Here is a 26,729-nt window from a genome sequence, read left to right as displayed (position 1 = left end):
GCTTCGTTAGTGGAAAAAAGGTCAGACGAGAATGGCGGCCAGGCGGCGCATCAAGCGCTCGATGGCGGCCGGACCGTCGGCCAGCATCGCCACCTGCGTGTTGATGGCGGCGCGGCGCGGCACGCGAAATTCGCACACCGTCATGCCACGCGTCAGTTCACCCGTCAATTCGATGGCCACGTGGGCGCTCTGGAACTGGAACAGCTGCGGTGCTTCCAGGTACAGGGCCACTACCGGGTCGTACATGGGCATGGGCACGGAACCGTCGCTGCTGCGGATACGCACATACGCTTCCAGGTAGCCGGCCACGCGCTGCGCGCGCGGCGTGCCGATGGCGCGCAGCTGCTGCACTTCGGCATTCGTCACCAGCAGTTGGCGGCACAGGTTCAAGCCGAACATGCGTAGCGGGATGCCGGACTTGAAGACCTGGGCGGCCGCTTCCGGGTCCGCATAGATATTGAATTCGGCGGCCGCCGTGTGGTTGCCTTGGTCGGTCGAGCCGCCCATCAGGATGATTTCGACGATTTTTTCAGCGATATCGGGCGCCTTGGCCAGCGCCGTGGCCAAATTCGTCATCGGCGCGATGGCCATGATGGTAATCTGGCCGGGGTGGGCGCGCACGGCGGCGATCAGCGCGTCGACGGCATGGCCTGCGGCGTCGCTGGCGGCACCGGGCGGCAAGATTTCGCCTGTCGTCGGCATGCCGCTGTCGCCGAGGATGCGCTGCGCCGTCTCGATGACGCCGCCCAGCGGTTCTTCGCAACCGCGATAAATGGGCACCGTCAAGCCATCATGGGCCTTGATGCGCAGGGCGTTGTCGTAGGTGATATCGACAGGCGCATTGCCCGCCACCACGCTCACGCCCAGCCACGCGATGTCGGGATTGCTGCCCAAGAGCAGCATCGTCAGCCAGTCGTCGAAACCGGGATCGGTATCGAGCCAGATTTTTTTCAAGGTTTTGTCCATGATGCTCTCACGTTAAAACATCAAGCAGCCAAACACAGGGCGCTGTCGGATGGCAGCACGAAGGACACGGCCGTGCCTTCGCGCCAGGCGGCGCCACCGGCCGCGCAGATACCCTTGACCTGGCCCAGCGGCGTTTGCAGCAGGTATTCGACGGTGTCGCCCAGGAAGCCCCGCGCCAGCACGCTGCCCGGGTACTGGCCAGCTGCGTCGTCCGGCGCGCAGACGCGCACCTTGTCCGGACGCCAGCCCAGCAGCGTGGTGCCGGCAGCGACGGGAGACGTGTACGGCAAGCTGGCGCCCGCATGGTGCAGCGCGCCATCGCGGTAGTCGAACAGGTTTTCAAAGCCCATGAAGTTGGCGACAAATCGCGTCGACGGCGTATTGAAGACGGCTTCCGGCGCGGCCAATTGCTCGATGCGGCCGCTGTTCATGACGACGATACGGTCGGACAAAGCCAGCGCTTCTTCCTGGTCATGCGTCACGTACAGCATGGTGATGCCCAGTTCGCGCTGGATGCGGCGCAACTCGGCGCGCATCTGCACGCGCAGCTTGGCGTCCAGGTTCGACAGCGGTTCATCCAGCAGCAGCAGGGCCGGTTCGACGACGATGGCGCGCGCCAGCGCCACGCGTTGCTGCTGGCCACCGGACATCTGCGCCGGCAAACGCGTCTCGAAACCCGTCAGTCCCACGGCGGCGATCACCGCTTCCACCTTGGTTTTCAACAGGGCTGGCGCAACCTTGCGCAGACGCAAGCCGAAAGCGATGTTGTCGTACACGTTCAGGTGCGGGAACAGCGCGTACGACTGGAAGACCATGCCGATATTGCGTTTATTGGGCGCCAGCTTGCCGATTTCGCGGCCGTCGAGCACGATGCGGCCCGATTGCAGCGGCATCAGGCCGGCGATGGCGCGCATGGTGGTGGTCTTGCCGCAGCCGCTGGGGCCCAGCAGGGAAATCAGTTCGCCCTGCTCGACGTGCAAATCCAGGTCTTTCACGGACGTCGTGTTCTTGGCGTAGCCGAGGTTCAGCTTGTGCAGTTCCAGATAACTCATCGTATGTTGCCTCTTACATGTATTTAGAAATGCCCAGCACCTTCTCGGTCACCATCACGAAGGCCATGGTGAACAAGACCAGCAAGGTCGACAGGGCGGCGATCGATGGATCGAAGCTGTTTTCCATATGTCCCAGCATCTCGATCGGCAAGGTGCTGATGCCAGGCCCCGTCAGGAACAGCGAGACAGGCACCTGGTTGAACGAGGTGACGAAGGCGAGGAAGAAGGCCGCGATCACGGCGTTGCGGATATTCGGCAGCACGATCATGAAAAACGCGCGCAGACGCGACGCACCCAAGGTGATGGCGGCATCCTCGATATCCACGCGCAAATTCACCAGGCTGGCGTACACCACGCGCACCGAATACGGAATCAACAGCGCGATGTGGCCGATCAACAGGCCCACATACACGGGCGCATTGATGGTCAGGACCAGGTGATGCAGCAAGCCCAAACCGACGAGGATGGCGGGAATGATCAGCGGCGACGTCAGGATTTGCCGGATGGCGCCGATGCCCGGCGGCGGCATGCGCGAAAACGCATACGCGACGGGAATGCCCAGCAACAGCGCGATGACGGTGGCGATCAGGCCGATTTCCAGGCTGGTCTGGAAGGCGCGGCGGAACTCGGGCGCAGCCCACACTTCGAGTATCCAGCGCAACGAGTACGACTCGGGCGGGAACGCCAGGGTTTCGCCGCCGGAAAAGCCCGCCAGCACGACGATGGCGAAAGGTCCCAACAGGAACAAAAACACCAGCCACAGGACGGCGCGTGAGAACAAGCTTTCTTTCATACGGAGCTCCGGCTCGAGGAAATACGTTTAAGGCCGGCGTTGACCAGCAGGGTCATGCAGACGAGGATGACGGCGATGACATTGGCGGCGCCGAAATCGCTCTCCACGCTGACCTTCTGGTACAGCAGGGTTTCCAGCATCAGCACCTTGGTGCCGCCCAGCAAGGCCGGCGTCACGTAGGCCGTCACGCAGCCCGTAAACACCAGGGTGCCGCCAACGACCAGGCCTTCCTGCGTCAGCGGCAGGGTGACCTTGCAAAACACTTGCCAGGGATTGGCGCCCAAGGTGGCGGCAGCCGGTTCCACGTCGCGCGGCAGGTTTTCCAGCGCGCCAGCCAGCGACATCAGCATCAGCGGCAGCAGCAATTGCAGCAAGCCAACAAACACGGCGAACTCGCTGAACAGCAAACGCAAGGGCTCGTCCGTGAAGCCCATGTTGACGAGTGCCGCGTTGAGGGCGCCGTTACGGCCCAGCAGCACGATCCAGGCGTAGGTACGCGCAATCGGCGAGACCATCAGCGGCAAAATCATCATGCCCACCACCAGGCCGCGCCACTTCGGAGACACGCGCGCCACGGCTTGCGCGGCCGGGTAGCCGAGGATGATGGCCGCCAGCGTCACCAGCGCGGCGATGCGCAGCGTGCGCCAAAAGATGGTGCGGTTAAATTCCTGCGAGAAGAATTCAATGAAGCGGTCAACGCCCCACTGCATGCCGTCGCCGACGCGGAAGGCGTCGACCAGCAAGGCCAGCACGGGCAGCAGGAAGCAGACGACGATAAAGATCAGCGCCGGCAGGACCAGCAGCAGTCCCAGGCGCTTTTTTGGATCAGCAAACATGGTGTTTTCTCCTCGTCACCACTATTTGCTCATGGCCTTGTTCCACTGCGTCATCCAGTTGCTGCGCTGCTTGAGGATGGTTTCCGGCTTGACGAATTTCAGCGAACTGATTTGATCGGCGCCATAGGTATTGAATTGCGCGGCAGCCACCGACAGGCGCACGTCCTTGTTGACGGGCGAGTCGACCAGATTGGTCGCCAGTTGCGTCTGCACTTCCTTGGACAGCCAGAAATCCATCAACTGGTACGCCAAGTCCGCATTCTTCGAACCGGCAACGATGCCCATCACGTTCATGCCGGCCGCCTGGCCTTCGGCCGGGATGCTCCACTTCAGGGGCAGGCCCGTCTTGAGCATTTGCGACCAGGTAAAGCGCGCCACGGGCGCGGCCCAGATTTCATCTTGCGCGAACAGGGCGGCCAGCTGCGCGCTGTTTTTCGAGAACGTGACGACGTTGCCCTTCATGCCGACGATCTTGGCAAAGCCGGTGGCGTAGTCGTCCGTCTTGCCGCCCCAGGCCGCATCGGCCATGCGCAGCATCAATGGGCCCTGCGTGGTGCTCACGTCAGGTAAGGCCACGCGGCCCTTCAGTTCGGGGCGCCACAGGTCCTTCCAGGACGTCAGCGGGGCGATCTTGTCGCTGCGGTACACCAGGCCGACCGAGTACAGGGTGTAGCCGACGGCGAAGTTGCCGCCGATGGGGTTTTTCGCCATGTCGTACAGGGCCTTGTAATTGCTCAGCTTGGAGTAATCCATGGGCTGGATGACGCCCTTTTGCGCCGCTTCCAGCATGCCGGAATCGGACAGCAGCACCAGGTCGATCACCGGGTTCTTGCTGTGCACCACCAGCTTGGCGATGCGATCCGCGTTATTTCCCGTTTCCACCTTGATATCGCACCCGCATTTGGCCTTGAACGGCTCGTACACATACTTCATGAACAAGGGCTGGGCAATCGGATAGGCCGAAATGACCAGCTCGCGTTTTTCCGCGTGGGCGGCGTTTGCCAGCAAGCCTAGGCTCAACGCCAACATGAGGTGCTTTTTCAAGATGCTTCCTTTCAGGGGACGGCGCTGCGGGACAGCGCCTGTAAAAATGAATCAGACTCAGAAATAATGTCGCATGCCGACGATCAGGACACTTTGCGTCTTGCCGCCAGAGGCACCGAAACCGAACACGCGGGCGAACGTCGCATCGCCGGCCGCTTTCTGGTAGCTCCAGGTGACGGCGACGTCGGTGCGCTTGGACAGGAAGTAATCGGCCTGGAAGTTGACCTGATGCCATTTCGGCGTCTTGTTGATCACGTCATATTTCCCGGTAGTAAAGAAATACGACGCGCCCAGGTTCAGCGCTTCCGTCAGCTTGTGGTTCACGTTGAGATCCACGTTTTGCAGGGTCAGATTGCTTTGATCCAGGTAGTGGTAGCGCACGTTGGTGTACAGCGCGCCAAACTTGGTCCTGCCCACATTATAAAAGCCTCCCGTGCCGGCGATGGCCTGGCTGTCCACGCCCGCGCCCTTGACAGCGCTCTTGTTGAAGATCAACAGGGAGCTGCCATAGTCATTGCCGATGGCGCCATTCGGCGCATCCGGGCTGTTCGGGTGGTCCATCTTGGTGTAGGCGACTGCCCAGCTGAAGGCATCGACTTTGTAGCCGGCGCCCATGCTGTAGACGCGGTTGCGGTTGGAATCTTCCGGGTTCTCGCTGAAGCCATACAAGCCTGTGAACGACAAGTTGCTGAGGTTCGGGCTGACATACTTGACGGCATTTTGCACGCGCAAGTTGTTGTAGCCATTGTCGTTGTCGCCGATATGCACGCCGTTACTGGCGATGACCACCGGGCCCAGCAGATCCTTGACGGCTTCGTACTGGCGGCCCAGGGTCAGGGTGCCCTTGTCATTGCTCGACAGGCCCACATACGACTGGCGGCCGAACAGGCGGCCGCTTTGCGCAGCCGTGCCCGTCATGACGTTAAAGCCGTTTTCCAGCACGAAGATAGCCTTGGTGCCGTCGCCCAGGTCTTCCTGGCCGCGGAAGCCGATGCGAGGATTCTGATTCGTGCCGCTCAGCGCATGCGTGCGGCTGCCCTTACCCTCGTCCGACACATAGCCAATACCGGCCGACAGCAAGCCATACACTTGCACGCTGCTTTGCGCCTGCGCGGCGCCCTGCGCCGCCAGCAAGCCACCCACCACCATCGTTCCCGTCATCCATTTGTTCATCGCCGCCACCCTAAAAAGAATAAACCCTGAGTTTTTTGGAATTATTTTATTGATGCGTCCCCTGCATGGCGTGCCAGCGCGAGTACCGGCGCCGCCTGGCAAGCGCTTCTCTGAAGATTGTTGCCTTCAAGACAAGTAAAGACCAGTTCAGAATATGGTAAATTGCGGGATAAGAAAATTTGTTTATTTTTATAAATCCATTACTTTTTCTGATAAGCAACGCCCATGCATGAACTGAGCAAAAAGATTTCCTTACGACATTTACAAGCGTTTGCCACCTTAGCCCGGGTAAACAGCTTCAGCAAGGCCGCACAGGAATTGTGCGTGACCCAACCTGCGCTCAGCGCGTCAATCAAGCTACTGGAAAACCAGCTGGGAAAAAAGTTGTTTAACCGCACAACCCACCAGCTGGAACTGACGCGCGAAGGTAAGCTGGCGCTTGATTACGCCACGCATTTATTGAATACAGCGAGTAACACCTTTGCCGATATCCAGCGCGCCATCGGCAGCGGCCGCCACCGCATCCGCATCGGCGCGATCCCGTCCGCCATGGCGATGACGGCCGTGGTGGTGGCGCGCTACAGCGAGCAGCATGGCGATGAAGTGGAAATCGTCCTGTCGGACATGCCCAATGACGGCTTGCTGCACGCGTTGCATTCGGGCCAGCTGGACTTTTGCGTGGGCATCGAGGTGCCCGGTTCCGTCTCGCTGGAAAGCGTGGGCCTGTTTGAAGACGAGCTGGTGCTGGTGACGGCGGGACGTCATGCGCTGGCACCGCTCAAGGAGGTGCGCTGGGAGCAGCTGGCGGGGCAGGAAATCGTCGTGTTTACCAAGGGCAGCATCTGGGAGTTTGCCTCAAGCGCGCTGCGCCAGCATGGTTTGAGCCCATCAAGCCTGTACCAGATGATACACAGCGAGTCGCTGTATGGCGTGGTGCGCGCCGGCATCGCCGTGGGCATCATGCCCAGCCTGTACACGACTTTCCTCAATGACGAGGAACTGCACGTGGCGCCCTTGCGCCAACCCACGTGCAAGCGCAAGATCGCCTTGATGCGGCGCAATGAAATCAGCCGCAACCACCATGTGGACGACTGCTTTTCAGCCCTGAGACAGGATCTGCAGCAGGTCGACCAATGGTTTTAAGTTAAAGCTTAAGCAGGCGCTTTCAGCAGATTGGCCAAGGCTACATATTGCTCCAGCCCCACGGTTTCCGGACGCTTGGTCGGGTCGATGCCGGCTGCCTTGATCTGCTCTTCCGTAAACATGCCGGCCAGGCAGTTGCGGATCACCTTGCGGCGCTGCGAGAAGGCCTTCATGACCACCGCCTCCAGGGTCGCCTGGTCGCAGGCCAGGCGCTCGGCCACGGGGATCATGCGCACGATGGCCGATTCCACTTTCGGCGGCGGATCAAACGCCGTCGGCGGCACGATGAACAACAGCGACATGGTATAGCGCCATTGCAGCATCACGGACAGGCGACCATACGCCTTGCTGCCCGGCTCAGCCACCATGCGCTCGACGACTTCCTTTTGCAGCATGAAATGCTGGTCTTTTACCAGCGGCGCGAAGTCCGCCAGGTGGAACAGCAGGGGGCTGGAAATGTTGTACGGCAAGTTGCCCACGATGCGCAGTTTCTGGCCGGCCGGCACGGGAATTTGAGCAAAATCGAATTTCAGCGCGTCGCCCGAGTGAATCGTCAGCTTGGCCGGATTGAAGGTCTTTTCCAGGCGCACGATCAGGTCGCGGTCCAGTTCGACCACATGCATCTGCGTCAAGTGGCGCAGCAACTGCTCCGTCATGGCGCCCAGGCCGGGGCCGATCTCGACCATGGCATCGTCTGCCTGCGGCGCGATGGCGGCCGTGATGTCGTTCAGGACGAAGCGGTCATGCAGGAAGTTCTGGCCAAAGCGTTTGCGGGCAACGTGTTTCATATTCTGTTTTTCTATTCTAGAGGCGGTGTAGCGGGGTAAAACCGGTGGGTATCAAACGTGGCTGCTGGCGCGCAGCATATCGAGCGCCGTTTGCAGGGCCTGCTCCATGCTGTGGCAATCGGCCAGCCCCAGCCCTTGCGCGGCCAGGTCCAGCGCCGTGCCGTGGTCGACCGAGGTGCGTATCAGCGGCAAGCCCAGGGTGATATTGATGCCGCGCCCGAAGGTGGCATACTTCAGCACGGGCAAGCCCTGATCGTGGTACATGGCCAGCACGCAATCGGCATCGGCCAGATACTTCTGCTGGAATAAGGTATCGGCAGGGAACGGTCCGCGCGCATCGATGCCGCGCGCTTGCGCCGCGGCAATCGCCGGGGCGATGACCTCGATTTCCTCGCGCCCCAGGTAGCCGCCCTCGCCCGCGTGGGGGTTCAGGCCGGTGACCAGGATGCGCGGCGCGGCGATGCCGAATTTCTGTTGCAAATCAAGCTGGAGAATATCCAGGGTGACGGCCAGCCTGTCCATGGTAATGGCAGCGGAGACGTCCTTCAAGGGCAGGTGCGTGGTGGCCAGCGCCACGCGCAGGGTCGGTTCGCCATGGCCGGGTTCGCCGGCCAGCATCATCACCACCTGCGGCGTCTTGGTTTTTTCTGCCAGGTATTCCGTATGGCCGGAAAAGGCCACGCCGGCGTCGTTGATCGTGCTCTTTTGCAAGGGCGCCGTGACCATGGCGCCAAACCAGCCTGCCTGGACACCTTCCACAGCCGCGTCCAGGGTAGCGAGCACGGAGCGCCCGTTTTCCTTGTCGAGTACGCCAGGAATGACATTATTGACAGTCGGAATATCGATCACGGCCAGGCGGCCGGGGCCGAACTGGGGCAGGCCGTTGTTGCGCACGGCTTGCAACGACAGCGCTGCCAGGCGAATCTCCGGGTCGATCAGGCTGGCCGTCAGCGCCAGGAAGGCGGCGTCGCCCAGCAGGATGCAGTTAACATCATGCCGCATGGCCCAGGCGGCGCGGATCGAAATTTCCGGACCGACACCGGCCGGTTCGCCACAGGTAATGGCGATGGCCGGGCGGCGTAAGACAGGCAAGTTATTCATGCACAAATTGTCGGCAGCATTACTGGTCGTCCGCGCGGAATTCGACATAGGCACGGTCGCGTACTTCGCGCGCCCAGTTTTCCGTCGCTTCTTCCAGCTTACGTTCGCGCAAGGCGTTGCGGGCGGCGCTGCGCTGCTTCTCTTTCGAGACGTCGTCGCTCTTGCGTTCCAGCACTTCGATCAAGTGGAAACCAAAGCTCGATTCGATCGGCTCGCTCACTTCGCCCGGTTTCAGCGCATTCATCGCCGTTTCAAATTCCGGTACGGTATCGCCCGGATACAGCCAGCCCAGGTCGCCGCCCTTGGCCGCCGAACCGTCGTTCGAGAACAAGCGGGCCAGGTCTTCGAACTTGGCGGCCTTGTTATCGAGGCGCTCTTTCAATTCCAGCAATTTACGCTTGGCTTCGGCCGCCGACAAGGTCGGCGTAATTTTCAGCAAGATATGGCGCGCATGCGTTTGCTGCACGGCAGCGACGGCTTGCGCTTCGGCCGCGCTGCGGCGGTCCACCAGCTTGAGGATGTGAAAACCGGTGTTGCTCTTGATGATGGGCGTGATCTGGCCCGGCTTCAATTTCACCAACTGTTCCGTGAACAAAGGCGGCAAACGGTCGCTATTGCGCCAGCCGATATCGCCGCCGCTCAGCGCATCGCTGGCGTCGGAATAGGTGGCGGCCATCTTGGCAAAATCGGCGCCCGTGCGCAACTGGCGGCTGACTTCTTCGGCGCGCGCGCGGCGTGCGGCGATCTGTTCAGGGCTGGAGTTTTCCGGAATGCGCACGAGAATCTGCGCCAGGTTCAGCTCGACCTGCTCGCTGGCCGCCGCTTTTTCCGCTTCCAGGAAGTTATCCACCTCGGAATCGGAAATCTGGATCTTGGCGTCGACTTCATGCTCGCGCAAGCGCTGCATGATGATTTCATCGCGGATTTCTTCGCGGAAGGTCGCAAACGGCGTGCCTTCTTTTTCCATCTGGTTGCGCAGCTCTTGCACCGTCATCTTTTGCTGCTCAGCAATACGACCAATCGCGCGGTCCAGGGTCAGGTCATCCACGCGCACGCCCATTTCCTTGGCCAGCTGCATCTGTGCGCGTTCAACAATCATGCGCTCCAGTAATTGACGACGCAGGTCGGCAGGATCGGGCAAAGGCACGTTCTGCGCCTTCATGCGCTGCTCCACGCTCTTGATGCGGGCCGCCACTTCATTGCGCGTAATCACATCGTCATTGACGACGACGGCGATGGAGTCGATGGTCTGGCCACTGCTCGAGGCGGGGGGCGTGAAGCCCTTGGCCGGTGCGGGTGCGGGTGCAGTGGCAGCGGGCTTGGCCGCAGGCGCTGGCGCAGCCTGTTGCGCCCAGACACTACTGGTCGTGGCGCCGGAAATGGCGCACAACAAAACCGTTGCAATTTTGAGTTGGTGCATACTGGCATTACGCATAATGTGTAGAGCGCTCATGAGTTCAGGTGAATAAAAAAACCGATTTGTGCCAGCGCCGGGGACACCGGCGGCGGCAACGGTGCCTATCTTAACGGAGTGGCTGGCTCAGTGCCTGGTAGCCAGGGATGGTTTTGGTAAATGTTTCCAGGCCATTCGCGCCCAGCCCCAGGCCATTCGACAGCCCAGTCAATTCCAGCTGGAAGAAAATCGGTGTCGAGACAGTCTTGTTCGTCGTCACGAAACGCTGCGCCCCCATGCGGAACACCCAGCAGTCGCCCTTGTATTCCAGGCCGACCAGGCTTTCCAGCATGCTGCGATCCTTCACGGAGTAACTGATGCGTCCCACGCCATATAGGCGGTCCGTCAACGGCCATTGGGTCGACACTTCAACATTGCGCCAACCAGCATTTCCACGTTGGAAACGATTACCAAAATTCAATACTTTCTTGGCACCGGGCTGATATTGCAAGGTGTAGTTGTAGTTCATCAGCTGGCGGTCGCTGGGATTGTACTGCACCAGGCTATCGACGGTCCAAGTCTCGGACACGCGGCCCGTTGCTGCCAGCAGGATATCCGAACGCGACTGGTTGACGGGCGTGCTCGAATCGAGTTGCACGCGCTGGTCGGCAAAGTAGAAACGCTGGCCGAAGGTCAGGCGCATGCGTTCCGTGCCATCGGACTGCAGGAAACGCGATACCAGGGCCGCCGTGACCTGGTTGGCATCGCCGATGCGGTCGCTGCCAACAAAACGGTTTTCCGTGAAGATCTGTGTCAGGTTGAACGTGCCAGCGGCCGTATCGAATTTCGGAAACTGCGACTGGTCGCGGTACGGCGTGTAAACATAGAACAGGCGCGGCTCCAGGGTTTGCGTGCCGCCCTTGGCGCCAAACAGATTCGTGTCGCGTTCAAACACCAGGCCGCTGTCGACCGAGAAAGTCGGCACGGCGCGCGTAAACGACGTATCCGGAAACTTCGCCTTGGTCGTGGCGTCGTTATCAAGCTGATACGCGCTGGCATTGAGTGTCAGCTTGGGCGTGACGAAGTAGCCAGGACGCACGATGGGGAAACTCACCTGCGGCACGGCCACGAGGCGCGACCCTTGCACCTCGGTCGGGTGGGCGAAGCGTGTCGCTTCCGCGTCGAAGGTCCAGTCGAAGCCGCCCCAGACGTCGTATTTGCCAGCGTGGAAGTTCACCGCCGGCAAGCGGTCATACGGGCGCGGTACTGTCACCGTGGGATCGGGATCCTGCAGCACCTGGTAATTCTGCACGCGCGCCGTCAAGCTCCAGTCCTCGGTGCGGTAATCGGTACGCAATTCGCGCAGCAACTGGCGCTCGGTGGCGGTGGCGACGGTTTTCGAAAAATCGTTCGGGTAATTATTGTCGGACGCCTCGCGCAGATCCCAGCTGTAAGTCCAGCCCTTGGCCAGCGCCTGCTCATGCTTGGACTTGATCATGTAGCGGTTGGTCTTGGTCTGCTTGTCGTTAGGCAAGAACTCAAACGAAGTTTCGCCCTGGTACAGGCCGGCATCCGTCTCGCCCATGTAGCGGCCAGTCGCACCGAGCTGAATGCCGCGCCGCTGTATGTAGCGCGGGAACAGCGTCAGGTCGCGGTTCGGCGCAATGTTGACGTAATACGGCATCAGCAGCTCGAAACCGTTCTTCGAGGCAAAGCCCGGCGTGGGCGCCAGCCAGCCTGAGCGGCGCGCGCCCGACAGAGAAAACGAGATGCCCGGCGTGCCCAGAATCGGCACGTCCTTGAAATAGATGATGGTCTTGCTACCGGTGCCCACGTCGCGCCCCGTATCGAGGTTCAAGGTGCTCGATTTCAGGTACCAGTCCGGATTCGGCCCTTCGCAGGTACTGTACGTGCCGTCGATGACAGTGGCTTCGTCGGGGTTGATGAAGTCGACGCGCTCGGCCTTGCCCTGGCCGCCGCCCACTTCGAAGCGGTACGTCGGGTTGAGCAGGAAACCCTTGCCGGTCTCCATGTTCAACTTCAAGACGTCACCCGTGTAGTAATCGCCGAAACGCCACATCTTGATATGGCCCTCGGCGTCGAACTGATCTTCAACTTGTTTGTAACAAGCTGTATCGGCCGTCATTTTTGTGGTTTTTCCGCGCTCAATCACGACATTCTGATCGAGATTGATCTCCCTTTCCGGCCGTCCGTTCATGCTGTTCGCCGTCATGACGGTGGGCGCGTCGGGATCTTCCACATGAACCGGACGCGGTGCTTTCTGGGCGTGGACAGGTACCGTCGTGGCGGCGACGAGCGCGCTGATGGCGAAAGCCCAGCGCTGCGAAGGGGGGGAGGCCGAAAACCAGCTCATGAATTGGAAGGGGCAAGCACCATGACAGGCGATTTTTTGATTTGAATCCCTTATTATATGGGAATCTGCATCATCAACCCGATTCCACAGGCCGCTTAATGTCATTCTCTTCCAATTCCTCTACCGCGCCGGCCCAGGCCGACGCTCGCCTGACCCTGTTGAAAGCCTGGTTGACCTCGCTTAACCTCGTCGCGCCCGATTCCGCCCGCCCCGCTTCCAGCGATGCCAGCTTCCGCCGCTACTACCGTCTCGATATGCTGCCAGGCAATACAACATTGCCAGGAAGCACACTGATTGCCATGGATGCGCCGCCCGAGCGCGAAAACGTGCCCGCCTTTGTCAAGGTGGCCGGCTTGCTGAAAGGCGCCGGCGTGTCCGTGCCCGAGATCATCGCGCAAGACCTGGACAATGGCTTCCTGCTGCTCTCCGACCTGGGCACGACCACCTACCTCGATGCCCTGAACCACGACAATGCCAGCGTGCTGTACGCCGAAGCGCTCGAGTCGCTGATGAAAATCCAGCTGGCCAGCCAGCCGGACGTCTTGCCCGAATTCGACCGCGCCTTCATCCTGCGCGAAATGAATCTGTTCCCGGAATGGTTTATTGGCAAGCACCTGGGCGCCACCTTGACGGATGTACAACAAACCCAGCTGGACAAGGTCTTCGAAGCCATCACGGCGAATATCTTGTCGCAGCAGCAAGTCTTCATGCACCGCGACTACCATTCACGCAATTTGATGCATATCAACGATGGTTCCATCCCCAATCCCGGCATCCTCGACTTCCAGGACGCCGTCTTCGGTCCCGTCACCTACGACATCGCCTCGCTGCTGCGCGACGCGTATATTCAATGGGATGAAGAACTGGTGCTCGACTGGGTAATCCGCTACTGGCAGCGCGCCAAGCAGTTGGGCTTGCCGGTGAATCCCGACATCGACGCCTTCTACCGCGATTTCGAATTCACGGCCCTGCAGCGCCACCTGAAAATTCTCGGCCTGTTCGCGCGCCTGAATTACCGCGACGGCAAGGATCTGTACATGGGCGACCTGCCAACCGTGCTTGACTATGTGCGCAAGACAGCCAACCGCTATACGGAACTCAAGCCGCTGGTGCGTCTGCTCGATGCGCTGGAGAATAAAACGCCGCAAGTCGGCTATACCTTCTGAGGACACCGGCCAAAACCTACTGCGCGTCGCGCTTTGCGGCCGGCGATGCTCACCGTACTAGAGTACGGTTGCGCTTCTCGGCCACAAATCACTGCCGCTCGCTACGGTTTTGTCCGGTGTCGTAACTGCAGAAAAATTACTGAACAAATCAGAAAAGAATACCCATGAAAGCCATGATCTTTGCCGCAGGCCGCGGTGAACGGATGCGTCCGCTTACCGATACCTGTCCCAAACCGCTGCTGAAAGTGCGCGGCCGTCCGCTGATCGTCTGGCATGTGCTGAACCTGGTGCGCGCCGGCATCACGGACATCGTCATCAACCATTCCCACCTCGGCCATCTGATCGAGGAAACCCTCGGTGATGGCAGCGCGTATGGCGCGCGCATCGCGTATTCGCCCGAGACCACGCCGCTGGAAACGGCGGGCGGCATCGCCCAGGCGCGCCACTTGCTGGGCGAGGAACCGTTCCTCGCCATTTCCGGCGACATCTATTGCCCCTACTTTGATTTCAAGCAAGTACTTGACGTGCTGGCCGACAAGGATGTGCTGGGCACGCCGTATCCGGTGGACCAGCGCGACATCGCCTGGACTTACCTGGTGCCTAATCCCGACTTCCATCCAAAAGGCGACTTCGGCCTGACCTTGTTCGCGATCAACAATACGGACAAAACCAAGTGGACTTTCGCCAATATCGGCGTGTACCGTCCCGAGATGTTTGACGGTATCGCGCCCGGCAGCCACGCCAAACTGGGCGATTTGCTGCGCCAGTACGCGGACCAGGGCCGCGTGGGCGGCGAAATCTATCCGGGCGAGTGGACGAATGTGGGCACCCCAAAGCAGCTCAATGCGCTCAATGGCGTGACGGCCAAGGCCAGCGCAACATGATGGCCAATTACGCGGCACGGCGCGCGGCGCTGCTGGCGCAGATGCTGCCGGGCAGCGTGGCCATCCTCGCCACGGCGCCCGAAGTGCCGCGCAACAGCGATTGCGATTATCCGTATCGCCACGACAGCTATTTCTACTACCTGAGCGGTTTCACGGAACCCGACAGCACCGTGGCCCTGGTGGCCGCCAGCGCCACGGCGCCCGCGCGCGCCATCCTGTTTTGCCGCGCCAAGAACACCGAGCGCGAAATCTGGGACGGTTTCCGCCACGGCCCCGAGGCGGCGCGCGCCAGCTTCGGTTTTGACAGCGCCTTCCCCATCGAGGAACTCGACGTGGAAATGACGCGCCTGCTGGCCGACGCGCCCGCCATTTACTATGCGCTGGGCGGCAGCCTCGATGCGCAAGTGAAGGTCTGGCTGCACAATGTGCGGCAAAAGGCCCGCAGCGGCGTCACGGCGCCTGCCATCGCGCATGACATCAATGGCATGCTCGACGCCATGCGCCTGCTGAAAGACACGCAGGAACAAGGCCTGATGCGCCGCGCGGCGGCCATTTCCAGCGCGGCCCACGTGCGCGCCATGCGCGCCACGCGGCCCGGCATGCACGAATACGCGCTGGAAGCGGAACTGCTGTACGAATTTCGCCGCAGCGGCGCGCAGTTTCCCGCGTATTCCTCCATCGTGGCCAGCGGCGACAACGCCTGCATCCTGCATTACAGCGCCAACAACGCCGTCTTGAAAGAAGGCGACCTGGTGCTGATCGACGCCGGCTGCGAACTCGATGGCTACGCCTCCGACATTACGCGAACCTGGCCCGTCAACGGCCGATTCACTGGCCCGCAGCGGGCGCTGTATGAGCTGGCACTGGCGGCGCAGCAGGCGGCGCTGGACATGGTGCGCCCCGGCTTGCCGCACAGCGCCATCCACGAGGCGGCCGTGCAGGTGCTGGCGCAAGGCATGCTGGATTTGAACTTGCTGGACCGGCAAAAAAGCGGCAGCGTGCAGGACGTCATCGCCGACAAGGCGTATATGCCCTTCTACATGCACGGCACCAGCCACTGGCTGGGCATGGACGTGCACGACGTGGGCGCCTACCGCGACACGGGCGCGCCCGGCAAGCCGTGGCGCGCTTTGGCACCGGGCATGGTGCTGACGGTGGAGCCGGGCATTTATGTGCGCCCCGGCGCGGGCGTGCCGGAGCAGTTCTGGCATACAGGCATCCGCATCGAAGACGATGTGCTGGTCACGCCGCAAGGCCATGAAGTCTTCAGCACGGCGCCCAAAAGCGTCGCTGAAATCGAACAACTGATGTCACAGGATTAACGCCGCCGCATGCATACACCGTCCACTTTCGATCTCGCCATCTGTGGCGCCGGCCCCGTCGGCATGGCGCTGGCCGCCCTGCTGGTGCAGCGGGGTACACGCGCCGCCGGCATCGCCCTGCTCGACGCCAAATCCATCGAGCAAGCCAGGCGCGACCCCCGCACCATCGCCCTGTCGCACGGCAGCCGCCAGATTCTCGAGGACGCGGGTGCCTGGCCCGTGGCAGCGACCCCAATTCACCAGATCCACGTCTCGCGCCGCGGCCACTTCGGGCGCAGCCTGATGGACCGCGGCGAGCATGGCGTCGAGGCGCTCGGCTATGTGGCGCGTTACGGCACCGTCGTCAGCGCGCTGGCCGATGTGTGCGAGCGCCTGGGCGTGGCCAGCTTGCGCCCGGCGCTGGTCACGGGTAGCGCGGAAGATGCCGACGGCGTCAGCGTGCAGATCGAACAGGCGGGCGCCGCGTCAAGCTTGCGCGCCAGCCTGCTGGTGCAGGCCGAGGGCGGCCTGTTCGGCCAGCAGCCAGAGCGCGCCGTCAGCCGCGATTATGCTCAAAGCGCCATCATTGCCCATGTGCGCAGCAGCACTCCCATCGCCCATCGCGCCTACGAGCGCTTCACCGACGAAGGCCCGCTGGCCCTGCTGCCGCAGGACGACGGCTACGCGCTGGTGTGGTGCGTGCCGCCGACGCGCGCCGAACAATTGCTGGCCCTGGACGACACAGCCTTCCTGGCGCGCCTGGGCGCCGCTTTCGGCAGCCGCCTCGGACGTTTTACCCACACGACGGCGCGCCTGGCCTATCCGCTGGGCTTGAACGCACAGGCGGGCGGCACGGCGCGCACGGTCGCCATCGGCAATGCGGCGCAAATCCTGCACCCGGTGGCAGGGCAAGGCCTGAACCTGGGCTTGCGCGACGCCGCCGTGCTGGCCCGCGTGCTGGCGCAGGAAAGCAGTCCCGCAGCGCTGGAACGCTACGCCAGCCTGCGCCAGGCAGACCGGGGGCTGACCGTGCGCGTCACCGACACCATGGCGCGCATTTTCACGGGCAGCGCTCCCACGCAAGGCTTGCTGGGCCTGTCGCTGGGTTTGCTGGATGCTTTCCGCCCGGCGCGCAAAAGTTTAGCGGAACTGATGATGTACGGCCGCCGCTGAGGGCGCACAAGGGGCCATGGCGTTGTTGCCATGCCTTGTCGTACTAATCGTACTGTCTTCGGCAAGGCGCCTAGCCCTGCCCCCTGTGCAACCCTCGGTAGTAACGAGCAGGCACGGGCGAAAAAGAAACAGGCGAGATATCCGACATGGAGTAAATCGCCTGCGGATGCGACAATGCCTGTCACCTGGCTTTCGGCGACCGTTCTATGACAGATGCATTGCCCGCAGCACCGCCTGCCGCTCTTCCCGAAATACTTTTTTCCCGCCTGCTGGAAGACGCCCTCGACGCCGTCATCATCATCGACGAGCAGTGTCGCATCCGTTATATCAATGGCGCCATGCAGGCGCTGTCGGGCTATGCCAGCGGGGAATTGCTGGGCCAGACACTGAACGGCCTGTTGCCCGACGCCGTCGGCGCGCAGCACGACAACCACGTAATCAACTACATCCGCAGCTCGCGTACCTCCAGCGTGCTGGGCAAGATACGCGAATTCGCCGTCCGCCACCGCGACACGCAGATGATTCCCATCGAAATGAAGGCGCTGGACCTGGGTGTAGTCGACGGCATGCGCTATTTCGGTGCCTTCTTGCTCGACGTGCGCGAACGGCGCGAACTGGCGGCAAAAAACGCCAGCCTGCTGGCGCAGCTGGAACAGCAGGCGCTGCACGATGCGCTGACGTCGCTGCCCAACCGGCGCGCCTATGAAGCCCAGGCCGAACAAGCCATGGCGCGCGCGGCGCGCAGCGGCGCCGCCCTGAGCGTGGGCGTGGCCGACCTCGACCACTTCAAGAAGATCAACGATCGCTATGGCCACGCGGTGGGCGATGCCGTGCTGCGCACGGTGGCGCAGGCGCTGCGCGACACGGGACGCATCACCGACTTGGCAGCGCGGCTCGGTGGCGAAGAGTTCGGCCTGCTGTTCCCCGACGCCAGCCTGCAGCAGGCACAGCAGGTGGCCGAACGCATCCGCGCGGCGGTGGCTGCCGCCATCACCCCCTTGCCCGATGGCCGCCAATTGCAGGTGACCATCAGTATCGGCGTGGCCTCCTTGATGGCCGGCGCCAGCCTGGACGCAGCCATGTCGGATGCCGACAAGGCCCTGTATGTCGCCAAGCATCAGGGACGCAACCAGGTCGTCGCGGCAACGGCCGATCAATAAAAACGGCCCGCGCAAGGCGGGCCATCTTCAGTTGCGCAAGGCATTGCCTTACTCAACTGCCTTGAGCATATCCTCGATCACCTTCTTGGCGTCACCAAACACCATCATCGTGTTCGGCTGATAGAACAGTTCATTGTCCAGGCCCGCATAGCCGGAAGCCATCGAGCGCTTGTTGACGATGATGCTCTTGGCCTTGTAGGCTTCCAGAATCGGCATGCCGGCGATCGGCGATGTCGGGTCCTTCGCCGCCGGGTTGACCACGTCGTTCGCGCCCAACACCAGCACCACATCGGTCTGGCCGAATTCACCGTTGATGTCTTCCATCTCGAAGACCTGGTCGTACGGTACTTCCGCCTCGGCCAGCAGCACGTTCATGTGGCCCGGCATGCGCCCCGCCACGGGGTGGATCGCATACTTGACGGTGACGCCCTTGTGCGTGAGCTTTTCCACCAGTTCCTTGAGCGAATGCTGCGCGCGCGCCACGGCCAGACCGTAGCCGGGCACGATGATGACGGTTTCCGCATTACCCATGATGAAGGCGGCATCATCGGCTGAACCCGACTTCACGGGACGCTGTTCCTGCGCGCCGGCCACGCCTGCCGCCGGCGCAGCGCCGCCGAAGCCACCGAGGATGACGTTGAAGAACGAACGGTTCATGGCCTTGCACATGATGTACGACAAGATCGCTCCGGAAGAACCCACGAGCGAGCCGGCGATGATCAGCATCGAGTTATTCAGCGAAAAACCGATGCCGGCCGCGGCCCAGCCGGAGTAACTGTTGAGCATCGACACCACCACCGGCATATCGGCGCCGCCGATGGGAATGATGATCAGCACGCCCAGCGCAAAGGCGATGACGGCCATGACGATGAACGGCGTCCAGGCCGGCTCCACCCCGTCGGCGAAGCAGAACACCAGGCCCAGCGCGACCATCACCAGCGCCAGCACCAGGTTAAGCATGTGCTGGCCCTTGAAACTGACGGGCGCGCCCTGGAACAGGCGGAACTTGTATTTGCCCGACAGCTTGCCGAAGGCGATCACCGAACCGGAAAACGTGATGGCGCCGACAAAGGTGCCGATGAACAGCTCGAAACGGTTGCCGATGGGCAGCGCCTGACCCTGCTGGGCGATATTGAAAGCCCATGGCTCGGACACGGCCGCCACGGCAATACACACGGCCGCCAGGCCGATCAGCGAGTGCATGGCCGCCACCAATTCCGGCATCTTCGTCATTTCCACGGTTTTTGCCAGGTAGGCACCGATGGCGCCGCCCGTGACGATGCCGATGATGACGAGGGTCAGTCCCATGCCGCCCGTTTGCTGCTCCTTCAGTTTCAGGATCAGCGCCACGGTGGTGACGGCGGCAATCGCCATGCCGCTCATGCCGAAGGCATTGCCGCGGCGCGCCGTCGAGGGCGACGACAAGCCTTTCAAGGCCTGGATGAAGCACACCGAGGCGATCAGGTACATCATCGTCACCAGGTTCATGCTGACGAAGCTCATGGCGTGACTCATTCTTTTGCTCCTTGCTTGGCCTTCGGTTCTTTTTTACGGAACATCTCGAGCATGCGCTGCGTGACGAGGAAGCCGCCAAACACGTTGACGGCGGCCAGCGCCACGGCCAGGGTGCCGGCCGCCTGCGCCAGCGGGCCTTGCGTCAGGCCGGCCGCCAGCATGGCACCGACGATGATGATGGCGGAAATGGCATTGGTGACGGCCATCAGCGGCGTATGCAGCGCCGGCGTGACGGTCCAGACGACGTGGTAGCCGACATAAATGGCCAGCACGAAAATGATCAGGTTAATGATGGTGTGACTGATTTCCATGATGTTGTTCTCTCCCGGTGCCGCGTTGTTTTTGTAACTTATTTACGTAAGATTTCACTGCCTGCGCACACCAGGCTGGCCTTGATGATTTCATCCTCGCGGTCGATCAGCAGCTGGTCGTCCTTGTCGATGATGAGCTTTAAAAAGTCCAGCACGTTGCGCGCATACAGGGCCGAGGCATCGGCCGCCACCAGGGTTGCCAGGTTCGCTTCGCCCACGATGTAGACACCGTGCTTGAGCACCGTCTTGCCCAGCTCGGACAGGGGGCAGTTGCCGCCCTGCTCGACGGCCAGGTCGACGATGACGGAACCGGGTTTCATGGCTTTCACCGTTTCTTCGGAGATCAGCACGGGCGCGGCGCGGCCGGGGATCAGGGCGGTGGTGATGATGATGTCGGCCAGTTTCGCCCGTTCATGCACCAGTTCGGCCTGGCGGCGCATCCAGTCGGCCGGCATGGCGCGCGCATAGCCGCCCGAGCCCTTGGCGATTTCCTTTTCTTCATCGGTCAGGAAAGGCACGTCGAGAAATTTGGCGCCCAAGGATTCCACCTGCTCCTTGACGGGCGGGCGCACGTCGGACGCCTCGATGACGGCGCCCAGGCGCTTGGCCGTGGCGATCGCCTGCAAACCTGCCACGCCGACGCCCATGATCAGCACGCGGGCTGCCTTGACGGTGCCGGCCGCCGTCATCAGCATGGGCATGAAGCGCTGGTAGGTATTGGCCGCCACCAGCACCGCCTTGTAGCCGGCGATATTCGCCTGCGACGACAGCACGTCCATCGATTGCGCGCGTGTGATGCGCGGCACGGCTTCGAGCGCAAAGGCGGACAGGCCGGCCGTGGCCATGGCGGCGATATTGTCGGCGTCAAACGGGTTGAGCATGCCGATCAGCACCGTGCCGCTGGCCATCAAGGCCCGTTCTCCGGCATCGGGGGCGCGCACCTTGAGCACGATGGCGCAGCCATAGGCTTCCTGGGCGCTGCCGATCTGCGCGCCGGCGGCGGCATACGCATCGTCGGGAATCGAAGCTTGCAAGCCCGCTCCCGCCTGCACGACGACTTGATGCTTGGCTGCCAGCTTCTTGACTGTCTCGGGCGTGGCTGCCACCCGCGTTTCACCAGGCCGTGTTTCGGCCGGTATGCCTATCCTCATGATGCCTCCGCTAATTGATAAACTGACTAGAATCTAACACGGAAAGCAGCGCGTTAAACGTTTGTGAACCAGCAACTTTTAGTTGTACGACACTAATTTCATCCGCATCCCCCGATTCGTTTCACCATGCGGCGCGGCGACCATATTGTGGGAAAGGTGTGTCAATCTCACCACAGTCGAGCCTGCGTGCGCGCTTGTTTTGACCACAGGGAAAGCCTATATTAGCGGGCGTTTCCTGCCATCTTGCCGCCAATGCCCCCATGCTAGTGCGCTGCCCGGGAAAGACGTAAGTACCTCCCACCGCTATTTGCTAAAACGTTGTCATTTATCAATATGTCCGCGCAACAAAAGGCCGGGTTCAAACCGCGCGCGCAGAACAAGATAAAATGTCGGCTCTTTCAAGGATGGAATCATGCCGAGAATCTGGAAACCCTCTGTCACCGTTGCCGCCATTGTCGAGCGAGACGGCCTGTTTTTACTGATTGAAGAAGAGACCAGCGAAGGCATCAAGCTGAATCAGCCGGCCGGTCATCTCGACCCGTTCGAGTCGCTGGAACAAGCGGTGATCCGCGAAACCCTGGAAGAAGCGGCCTACGATTTCATCCCCACGGCACTGGTCGGCATGTACATGTCGCGCTATCAGTCACTGCGCACGGGCGAGGACGTGACCTATTTGCGCTTCACCTTTTGCGGCACGGCCGGCGCCGAGCATGACCGCCCGCTGGACGAAGGCATCATCCGCACACTGTGGATGACGCGCGACGAGCTGGCGGCATGCCAGGAACGCCACCGCAGCCCGCTGGTGCTGCAGTGCGTGGACGAATACCTGGCTGGCCGGCGCGCGCCGCTGGCCCTGCTGCACACGCATGCGTCCGTTTTTAATAGTGCATAGACCCGCGCATGGCAATCATTTAAAAGTAACTGGAAAGCAAGATGAGCAAGAAGAAAGTCGTTATCGGCATGTCCGGCGGGGTCGATTCCTCGGTCGCGGCATGGATGCTGAAGGAACAAGGCTATGAAGTCATCGGCCTGTTCATGAAAAACTGGGAAGATGACGACGATTCGGAATACTGCTCCACGCGCCAGGACTGGATCGACGCTGCCAGCGTGGCCGACGTCATCGGCGTCGATATCGAAGCCGTCAATTTCGCTTCCGAATACAAGGACCGCGTGTTCGCCGATTTTTTACGCGAATACCAGGCCGGCCGCACGCCGAACCCGGACGTGCTGTGCAACGCCGAAATCAAGTTCAAGGCTTTCCTCGACCATGCCATGACGCTGGGCGCCGACCTGATCGCCACCGGCCACTACGCGCGCGTGCGCCAGGCGCCGACCGACCTTGGCCGCTACGAGCTGCTGAAGGCCGTCGATGCCAGCAAGGATCAAAGCTACTTCCTGCACCGCTTGAACCAGGCGCAACTGTCTAAAACTTTATTTCCGCTAGGTGAAATCCCGAAGACGCAAGTGCGCAAGATCGCCGAACAGCTAGCCCTGCCGAACGCGCAAAAGAAGGATTCGACAGGCATTTGTTTTATCGGCGAGCGCCCGTTCCGCGAATTTTTGAACCGCTACCTGTCCTACCAGCCGGGCCCCATGAAAACGGCCGACGGCAAGACGGTGGGCGAACACGTGGGCCTGAGTTTTTATACGCTGGGCCAGCGCAAGGGCATCGGTATCGGCGGCGTGAAGTCGTACCAGAATGCCGATGGCAGCAGCGACGCCTGGTATGTGGCGCGCAAGGATATCGCCAGCAACACCCTGTGGGTGGTGCAGGGCCATGACCACCCGTGGCTGCTGTCGCCCGCCTTGACGGCCGACCAGGCCAGCTGGGTCGCCGGCACGGCGCCGCAGGCTGGCGCCCTGTCCGCCAAGACGCGCTACCGCCAGGCCGACGTGGCTTGCCAGCTGCTGCCGGATGGAAATGAACACTTCAGCCTGGCGTTTGACCAAGCGCAATGGGCCGTCACGCCTGGCCAGTCGGCCGTGCTGTATGACGGCGACGTGTGCCTCGGTGGCGGCATCATCGCCAGCGCAACCGGCCTGGCTTGAAGTTAGGTTGGTAAAGTAAATTTTTACTAATCCAACTCAATAACAACGCCTGAGAAAATCGTAGCGAGCGGCAGTGAGTTGTGGCCGAGAAGCGCAACTGTACTTTAGTACGGGGGCGCCGAGCCAGTGAGCATCGCCGGCCGCAAATCGCGACGCGCAGTAGATTTTATCAGGCGTCTTTCGCAGCAGCGGCCAGCGCCTGCTGCTGCTTGCGCACCATGGCAATCACCGTGTTGCGCACGGTTTTCAGCACCGTGTCTGCCATGAAAGGCTTGACGATGAAGCCCGACACGCCCATCGCATGGGCCGCCTGCAGCGAGGCCGCGTCGATACCGCCCGATACCATGAAAATGAGCGTCTTCGGATACTGGGCGCGGATGGTTTGCACCACATTGGTCCCGTCTTCCACCTGTTCGCGCGCGATACAGACGAAGTGCGGGTGGTGCTTGACCAGCAGCGCCAGCCCCAGCGTGCTGGTATGGGTCTGGCCGCAGACATCGTAGCCGCCATCGATCAGGACCGTGTTCAGCAGGCCGCGCGCCACCGCGCTGCTATCGATCAGGACTGTCTTTAACATCATGATTTACTTCCCTTGCTTGATTGTTCTTGCCTGGCGCTTTACTTTTCCCACACCAGCTTGTTCCAGGTCACGCCTAAAGTCACGTCCGTCTTGAGCGCAACTAACTTTCTTGAAAGATACAGTATTTCCCGCTCTTTTCGCAGGCTTTCGCCCAGCGCGCCGGGCAAAATCCCCGCGCCAGCCATCACGGCATCGATATTGCCGTAAGCGCGCAACAGTTTCGCGCCCGTTTTCAAGCCGATCTTCGACACGCCGGGGATGCTGTCGGTAACGTCGCCCATCAGCGCCAGCAGGTCGGGCAGCAGTTCCGGCGACACGCCGAACTTTTTCTCAACCCAAGCGCGGTCGTGCCAGATACCCTTGAAGTGGTCCCATACCAGCGCGCCGTGGGCGATCAAGCCATGTAAATCCTTGTCGGTGGTAGCGATGACGGCCGCGCCGCGCCCCTCGTGCAGCCAGCGCATGACGGCCGTGCCGATCACGTCGTCGGCCTCGACCTCGGGAATGCTCACGACATGCATGCCGAAGCTGGCCAGGGTGGCATAAAAGCCGGGCAAGGCATCGCGCAGCACCTGCGGCATGGGTTGGCGCCCTTCGCGGTAACCCGCATACAGGGCATGGCGCCAGGTCGGGCCGCCAAAGTCGAAGGCTGGCAGGATGTGCGTCGGCTCGTGGTCGTTGATGAGGGTACGGAACGACGACAGCGCATGGCGCAGCGCGATCTCCGCCTTCAGGTCGGAATCGGGTTCAGGACTGGCTTCGTAGACGCGGCGTACGATATTCAAGCCGTCGATAGCGAGGAGTCTGGCCATGCGGTAAGTGGATACTGGTTGAATCGGGCATTTTACCGTATGGTTCCCCGCACATAGCCCTTCAACCCTCCTTATTTGGCGAAATCGTAGGGCCCGCCCCGCTCCAGAGCACGCTGATAGGCTGGCCGCGCGTGAATGCGCTGCAGGAACGCCGTCAGCTTCGGCAGGCGCTCGTCGAGTCCGCCGCGCATGGCGGCCGCTTCCAGCGGAAAGCTCATCTGGATGTCGGCCGCCGTGAATTCATTGCCGGCAAACCATTTGGTGTTCTCCAACTCCGCTTCCATGTAGGCCAGCTGGCTGTGGATATTGGGCATGATGAAGCTGTTTTTGACCTTGCTGGCGATGCCGCGCGCGATCGGCTTGACGAAAAACGGCATCGGCGACGATTCGACCTTGTCGAACACCAGCTTCATTAGCAGCGGCGGCATGGCCGAGCCTTCCGCGAAATGCAGCCAGTAAGTCCAACGCAGCTTCTCCGGCGTGCCCGCCGCCGGTATCAATCGGCCATTGCCGTAGCGCTCGACCAGGTAATCGATGATGGCGCCCGATTCGGCGATGGTGTGGGCGCCATCCGTGATCACGGGCGACTTGCCGAGGGGATGGACGGCTTTCAAGGAAGCGGGTGCCAGCATGGTTTTCGGATCGCGCTGGTAGCGCTTGACCTCGTAGTCGAGACCCAGTTCCTCAAGCAGCCAGAGCACGCGCTGCGAGCGCGAATTGTTCAGATGGTGGACGACGATCATGGTATTTCCCGTAGGCGATGGTTGAGTTCCAGTATAGCTGGGACGGGAAAATCGCGGCGGCAGGGGCTGCGCACCAAAAGAAATTGCGAAAAACAGTATTTTTAATTGATAACTATTCCATATTCCCTTATCTTGTTTTGTTTCCAATAAGTAAGGATATTTCCCCGTGGATGTCGACGTCAACAACAACAGCGCCCAGCGCGAAGCCATTACCTTCAGTGCCACCGGCAGCGAATACTTCCGTATCTGGATCGTCAACCTGCTGCTGAGCATCGTCACCCTGGGCATTTATTCCGCCTGGGCCAAGGTGCGCCGCAACCGCTATTTCTATTCCAGCACCCACCTGGCGGGCAGCAGCTTCGAATACCATGGCAACGCCGTGGCCATCCTGAAAGGCCGCATCGCCGCCGTGGTGCTGATCGCCGGCTATAACATCGCTTTCCAGGTCTCGCCCGTCGTTGGCTTGCTGATGTTCGTGCTGCTGGCCGCCATCCTGCCCTGGCTGGTCTGGAAAAGCCTGCAATTCAAGCTGTACAACACCAGCTACCGCGGCATCCGCTTCGGCTTTGGCGGCAGCGCCAAGGAAGCCTACAAGTACTTCCTGTGGCTGCCCATCCTGAATACCTTCACGGGCGGCCTGATGACGCCTTTCCTGCACCAGCGCCTGAAGCGCTTCCAGCACACGCAAAGCCGTTTCGGCGCCACCCATTTCAGCTTTGACGCCACGGTCGGCAGCTTCTACAAAACCTATCTGCTGTTCTTCGCGTTGCTGCTGGGCGGCTTGCTGGTCCTGATTTTCGTCGTCTTCGGCAGCGTGTTCGCCTCGTTTGTAGCCAATGCGAATGACAAGACCAAGGTTGGCAGCCTGCTGTTTGCCATCGGTGCCTTGTACCTGTGGGCGTTCACCGTGCTGCCGCTGTTCCTGACCATGATCCAGAACTTGATCTGGAACCATACGCGCTTGCAGCAGCACCAGTTCCAGTCGCAGCTGACGTGGGGCCGCACCACCTTCGTCATGCTGAGCAACCTGCTGGGCATCGTCGTCACCCTGGGCCTGTTTACGCCATTCGCCCACGTGCGCTGGCTGAAGTACCGCCTGGAAGCGACCTCGATGCTGGTGCATGGCAGCCTGGACGAGTTTGTCGCCGCCACGGGCCAGCAAGTGTCGGCCACGGGCGAAGGCATGGTCGACCTGCTGGACTTCGACCTGTCGATGTAAGC

The 26,729-nt window shown here is 61.3% G+C and carries 25 protein-coding genes; 9 read left to right on the top strand and 16 right to left on the bottom strand.

The features are described 5' to 3' along the window. Positions 1-21: 21 nt before the first annotated feature. From ACP7DE_RS22120 to ACP7DE_RS22095, 6 genes are read right to left on the bottom strand one after another with little or no spacing between them, the layout of a single operon-like run. Positions 22-966 (bottom strand): nucleoside hydrolase, encoded by a 945-nt coding sequence (locus ACP7DE_RS22120; RefSeq protein WP_426074103.1) that lies wholly within the window; start codon positions 964-966, stop codon positions 22-24. Between the two features lie 20 nt (positions 967-986). Then, entirely contained in the window at positions 987-2,018 is a 1,032-nt protein-coding gene (locus tag ACP7DE_RS22115; protein WP_426074102.1) for an ABC transporter ATP-binding protein, read from the bottom strand. A 13-nt stretch (positions 2,019-2,031) separates the two neighbouring features. Next, positions 2,032-2,811, bottom strand: coding sequence for an ABC transporter permease (locus ACP7DE_RS22110; protein ID WP_070290842.1), 780 nt, complete (start codon positions 2,809-2,811; stop codon positions 2,032-2,034). Further along, complete coding sequence (locus ACP7DE_RS22105; RefSeq protein WP_071075234.1) at positions 2,808-3,647, bottom strand: ABC transporter permease; 840 nt, start codon at positions 3,645-3,647, stop codon at positions 2,808-2,810. The genes ACP7DE_RS22110 and ACP7DE_RS22105 overlap by 4 nt, the downstream gene beginning before the upstream one ends. 21 nt (positions 3,648-3,668) lie before the next feature. Next, entirely contained in the window at positions 3,669-4,691 is a 1,023-nt protein-coding gene (locus ACP7DE_RS22100) for an ABC transporter substrate-binding protein (protein WP_426074101.1), read from the bottom strand. 57 nt (positions 4,692-4,748) lie between these two features. Beyond that, positions 4,749-5,864 (bottom strand): porin, encoded by a 1,116-nt coding sequence (locus tag ACP7DE_RS22095; RefSeq protein WP_426074100.1) that lies wholly within the window; start codon positions 5,862-5,864, stop codon positions 4,749-4,751. A gap of 225 nt (positions 5,865-6,089) precedes the next feature. Here ACP7DE_RS22095 and ACP7DE_RS22090 point away from each other — a divergent pair, with 225 nt between their 5' ends. Beyond that, the gene (locus ACP7DE_RS22090; RefSeq protein WP_426074099.1) at positions 6,090-7,007 is read left to right on the top strand and encodes a LysR family transcriptional regulator; all 918 of its coding nucleotides are present in this window, start codon (positions 6,090-6,092) and stop codon (positions 7,005-7,007) included. Between the two features lie 8 nt (positions 7,008-7,015). Here the strand turns inward: ACP7DE_RS22090 and rsmA are convergent, their stop codons facing one another. The 4 genes from rsmA to ACP7DE_RS22070 all read right to left on the bottom strand — a co-directional run bounded on the left by rsmA (position 7,016) and on the right by ACP7DE_RS22070 (position 12,663). After that, the gene (gene rsmA / locus ACP7DE_RS22085; RefSeq protein ID WP_426074098.1) at positions 7,016-7,795 is read right to left on the bottom strand and encodes a 16S rRNA (adenine(1518)-N(6)/adenine(1519)-N(6))-dimethyltransferase RsmA; all 780 of its coding nucleotides are present in this window, start codon (positions 7,793-7,795) and stop codon (positions 7,016-7,018) included. A gap of 51 nt (positions 7,796-7,846) precedes the next feature. After that, on the bottom strand, positions 7,847-8,896 hold the full coding sequence (gene pdxA / locus ACP7DE_RS22080) for a 4-hydroxythreonine-4-phosphate dehydrogenase PdxA (RefSeq protein ID WP_426074097.1): 1,050 nt from the start codon (positions 8,894-8,896) through the stop codon (positions 7,847-7,849). Between the two features lie 19 nt (positions 8,897-8,915). After that, on the bottom strand, positions 8,916-10,316 hold the full coding sequence (locus tag ACP7DE_RS22075; RefSeq protein WP_426074096.1) for a peptidylprolyl isomerase: 1,401 nt from the start codon (positions 10,314-10,316) through the stop codon (positions 8,916-8,918). A gap of 103 nt (positions 10,317-10,419) precedes the next feature. Next, positions 10,420-12,663: an LPS-assembly protein LptD gene (locus ACP7DE_RS22070; protein ID WP_426074095.1), complete on the bottom strand. Its 2,244-nt coding sequence runs from the start codon at positions 12,661-12,663 to the stop codon at positions 10,420-10,422. Positions 12,664-12,761: 98 nt separating this feature from the next. Here ACP7DE_RS22070 and ACP7DE_RS22065 point away from each other — a divergent pair, with 98 nt between their 5' ends. The 5 genes from ACP7DE_RS22065 (at position 12,762) to ACP7DE_RS22045 (ending at position 18,347) form a co-directional block, all read left to right on the top strand. Beyond that, positions 12,762-13,829 (top strand): aminoglycoside phosphotransferase family protein, encoded by a 1,068-nt coding sequence (locus ACP7DE_RS22065; protein ID WP_426074094.1) that lies wholly within the window; start codon positions 12,762-12,764, stop codon positions 13,827-13,829. A gap of 164 nt (positions 13,830-13,993) precedes the next feature. Continuing rightward, a complete protein-coding gene (murU, locus tag ACP7DE_RS22060; RefSeq protein ID WP_426074093.1) occupies positions 13,994-14,713 on the top strand; it encodes an N-acetylmuramate alpha-1-phosphate uridylyltransferase MurU in 720 nt (239 codons plus the stop codon). Further along, entirely contained in the window at positions 14,713-16,035 is a 1,323-nt protein-coding gene (gene pepP / locus ACP7DE_RS22055) for a Xaa-Pro aminopeptidase (protein WP_426074191.1), read from the top strand. The genes murU and pepP overlap by 1 nt, the downstream gene beginning before the upstream one ends. Positions 16,036-16,044: 9 nt before the next feature. Then, positions 16,045-17,187 carry an FAD-dependent monooxygenase gene (locus tag ACP7DE_RS22050; protein ID WP_426074092.1) on the top strand — a complete coding sequence of 381 codons (1,143 nt, stop codon included), beginning with the start codon at positions 16,045-16,047 and terminating at the stop codon, positions 17,185-17,187. 206 nt (positions 17,188-17,393) lie between these two features. Next, positions 17,394-18,347 (top strand): GGDEF domain-containing protein, encoded by a 954-nt coding sequence (locus tag ACP7DE_RS22045; protein WP_426074091.1) that lies wholly within the window; start codon positions 17,394-17,396, stop codon positions 18,345-18,347. Positions 18,348-18,395: 48 nt separating this feature from the next. On the opposite strand, the gene ACP7DE_RS22040 is transcribed toward ACP7DE_RS22045, so the two are convergent. From ACP7DE_RS22040 to ACP7DE_RS22030, 3 genes are read right to left on the bottom strand one after another with little or no spacing between them, the layout of a single operon-like run. After that, a complete protein-coding gene (locus tag ACP7DE_RS22040) occupies positions 18,396-19,850 on the bottom strand; it encodes an NAD(P)(+) transhydrogenase (Re/Si-specific) subunit beta (RefSeq protein WP_426074190.1) in 1,455 nt (484 codons plus the stop codon). Positions 19,851-19,858: 8 nt separating this feature from the next. After that, the gene (locus ACP7DE_RS22035) at positions 19,859-20,173 is read right to left on the bottom strand and encodes an NAD(P) transhydrogenase subunit alpha (protein ID WP_034778841.1); all 315 of its coding nucleotides are present in this window, start codon (positions 20,171-20,173) and stop codon (positions 19,859-19,861) included. A gap of 38 nt (positions 20,174-20,211) precedes the next feature. After that, positions 20,212-21,324, bottom strand: coding sequence for a Re/Si-specific NAD(P)(+) transhydrogenase subunit alpha (locus ACP7DE_RS22030; RefSeq protein WP_426074090.1), 1,113 nt, complete (start codon positions 21,322-21,324; stop codon positions 20,212-20,214). Between the two features lie 412 nt (positions 21,325-21,736). Here ACP7DE_RS22030 and ACP7DE_RS22025 point away from each other — a divergent pair, with 412 nt between their 5' ends. Continuing rightward, positions 21,737-22,216, top strand: coding sequence for an NUDIX hydrolase (locus ACP7DE_RS22025; protein ID WP_010401817.1), 480 nt, complete (start codon positions 21,737-21,739; stop codon positions 22,214-22,216). Between the two features lie 41 nt (positions 22,217-22,257). Further along, positions 22,258-23,373 (top strand): tRNA 2-thiouridine(34) synthase MnmA, encoded by a 1,116-nt coding sequence (gene mnmA / locus ACP7DE_RS22020; protein WP_426074089.1) that lies wholly within the window; start codon positions 22,258-22,260, stop codon positions 23,371-23,373. Between the two features lie 169 nt (positions 23,374-23,542). Here mnmA and ACP7DE_RS22015 read toward each other — a convergent pair whose 3' ends face one another. From ACP7DE_RS22015 to ACP7DE_RS22005, 3 genes are all read right to left on the bottom strand, one after another. Next, positions 23,543-23,950, bottom strand: a complete 408-nt coding sequence (locus ACP7DE_RS22015) for a response regulator (RefSeq protein WP_426074189.1) — start codon at positions 23,948-23,950, stop codon at positions 23,543-23,545. Positions 23,951-23,991: 41 nt separating this feature from the next. Next, positions 23,992-24,765: a 5'-3' exonuclease gene (locus tag ACP7DE_RS22010; RefSeq protein ID WP_426074088.1), complete on the bottom strand. Its 774-nt coding sequence runs from the start codon at positions 24,763-24,765 to the stop codon at positions 23,992-23,994. A 71-nt stretch (positions 24,766-24,836) separates the two neighbouring features. Next, on the bottom strand, positions 24,837-25,508 hold the full coding sequence (locus tag ACP7DE_RS22005) for a glutathione S-transferase family protein (protein ID WP_426074087.1): 672 nt from the start codon (positions 25,506-25,508) through the stop codon (positions 24,837-24,839). Positions 25,509-25,674: 166 nt separating this feature from the next. On the opposite strand from ACP7DE_RS22005, the gene ACP7DE_RS22000 reads away from it, so the two are divergent. Further along, positions 25,675-26,727, top strand: coding sequence for a YjgN family protein (locus ACP7DE_RS22000; protein ID WP_426074086.1), 1,053 nt, complete (start codon positions 25,675-25,677; stop codon positions 26,725-26,727). Positions 26,728-26,729: the final 2 nt, after the last annotated feature.

Origin of the sequence: Janthinobacterium sp. DSP2-3-3, from assembly GCF_049897325.1 — a bacterium.
Classification (GTDB): Bacteria; Pseudomonadota; Gammaproteobacteria; order Burkholderiales; family Burkholderiaceae_D; genus Janthinobacterium.
The sequence above is the reverse complement of the archived record's forward strand: the minus strand, read 5'-3'. Positions and strand labels throughout refer to the sequence as shown.

What these genes read in the sequence shown, in the direction of transcription:
- ACP7DE_RS22115 (WP_426074102.1), bottom strand. Translation starts at nt 2,018, where the DNA reads ATGAGTTATCTGGAACTGCACAAGCTGAACCTCGGCTACGCCAAGAAC.
- ACP7DE_RS22105 (WP_071075234.1), bottom strand. Translation starts at nt 3,647, where the DNA reads ATGTTTGCTGATCCAAAAAAGCGCCTGGGACTGCTGCTGGTCCTGCCG.
- ACP7DE_RS22065 (WP_426074094.1), top strand. Translation starts at nt 12,762, where the DNA reads ATGTCATTCTCTTCCAATTCCTCTACCGCGCCGGCCCAGGCCGACGCT.
- ACP7DE_RS22010 (WP_426074088.1), bottom strand. Translation starts at nt 24,765, where the DNA reads ATGGCCAGACTCCTCGCTATCGACGGCTTGAATATCGTACGCCGCGTC.
- pepP (WP_426074191.1), top strand. Translation starts at nt 14,713, where the DNA reads ATGGCCAATTACGCGGCACGGCGCGCGGCGCTGCTGGCGCAGATGCTG.
- ACP7DE_RS22120 (WP_426074103.1), bottom strand. Translation starts at nt 966, where the DNA reads ATGGACAAAACCTTGAAAAAAATCTGGCTCGATACCGATCCCGGTTTC.
- ACP7DE_RS22075 (WP_426074096.1), bottom strand. Translation starts at nt 10,316, where the DNA reads ATGCACCAACTCAAAATTGCAACGGTTTTGTTGTGCGCCATTTCCGGC.
- ACP7DE_RS22035 (WP_034778841.1), bottom strand. Translation starts at nt 20,173, where the DNA reads ATGGAAATCAGTCACACCATCATTAACCTGATCATTTTCGTGCTGGCC.
- ACP7DE_RS22050 (WP_426074092.1), top strand. Translation starts at nt 16,045, where the DNA reads ATGCATACACCGTCCACTTTCGATCTCGCCATCTGTGGCGCCGGCCCC.
- ACP7DE_RS22090 (WP_426074099.1), top strand. Translation starts at nt 6,090, where the DNA reads ATGCATGAACTGAGCAAAAAGATTTCCTTACGACATTTACAAGCGTTT.
- mnmA (WP_426074089.1), top strand. Translation starts at nt 22,258, where the DNA reads ATGAGCAAGAAGAAAGTCGTTATCGGCATGTCCGGCGGGGTCGATTCC.
- ACP7DE_RS22040 (WP_426074190.1), bottom strand. Translation starts at nt 19,850, where the DNA reads ATGAGCTTCGTCAGCATGAACCTGGTGACGATGATGTACCTGATCGCC.
- pdxA (WP_426074097.1), bottom strand. Translation starts at nt 8,896, where the DNA reads ATGAATAACTTGCCTGTCTTACGCCGCCCGGCCATCGCCATTACCTGT.
- ACP7DE_RS22045 (WP_426074091.1), top strand. Translation starts at nt 17,394, where the DNA reads ATGACAGATGCATTGCCCGCAGCACCGCCTGCCGCTCTTCCCGAAATA.
- ACP7DE_RS22015 (WP_426074189.1), bottom strand. Translation starts at nt 23,950, where the DNA reads ATGTTAAAGACAGTCCTGATCGATAGCAGCGCGGTGGCGCGCGGCCTG.
- ACP7DE_RS22025 (WP_010401817.1), top strand. Translation starts at nt 21,737, where the DNA reads ATGCCGAGAATCTGGAAACCCTCTGTCACCGTTGCCGCCATTGTCGAG.
- ACP7DE_RS22070 (WP_426074095.1), bottom strand. Translation starts at nt 12,663, where the DNA reads ATGAGCTGGTTTTCGGCCTCCCCCCCTTCGCAGCGCTGGGCTTTCGCC.
- rsmA (WP_426074098.1), bottom strand. Translation starts at nt 7,795, where the DNA reads ATGAAACACGTTGCCCGCAAACGCTTTGGCCAGAACTTCCTGCATGAC.
- ACP7DE_RS22110 (WP_070290842.1), bottom strand. Translation starts at nt 2,811, where the DNA reads ATGAAAGAAAGCTTGTTCTCACGCGCCGTCCTGTGGCTGGTGTTTTTG.
- murU (WP_426074093.1), top strand. Translation starts at nt 13,994, where the DNA reads ATGAAAGCCATGATCTTTGCCGCAGGCCGCGGTGAACGGATGCGTCCG.
- ACP7DE_RS22095 (WP_426074100.1), bottom strand. Translation starts at nt 5,864, where the DNA reads ATGAACAAATGGATGACGGGAACGATGGTGGTGGGTGGCTTGCTGGCG.
- ACP7DE_RS22005 (WP_426074087.1), bottom strand. Translation starts at nt 25,508, where the DNA reads ATGATCGTCGTCCACCATCTGAACAATTCGCGCTCGCAGCGCGTGCTC.
- ACP7DE_RS22030 (WP_426074090.1), bottom strand. Translation starts at nt 21,324, where the DNA reads ATGAGGATAGGCATACCGGCCGAAACACGGCCTGGTGAAACGCGGGTG.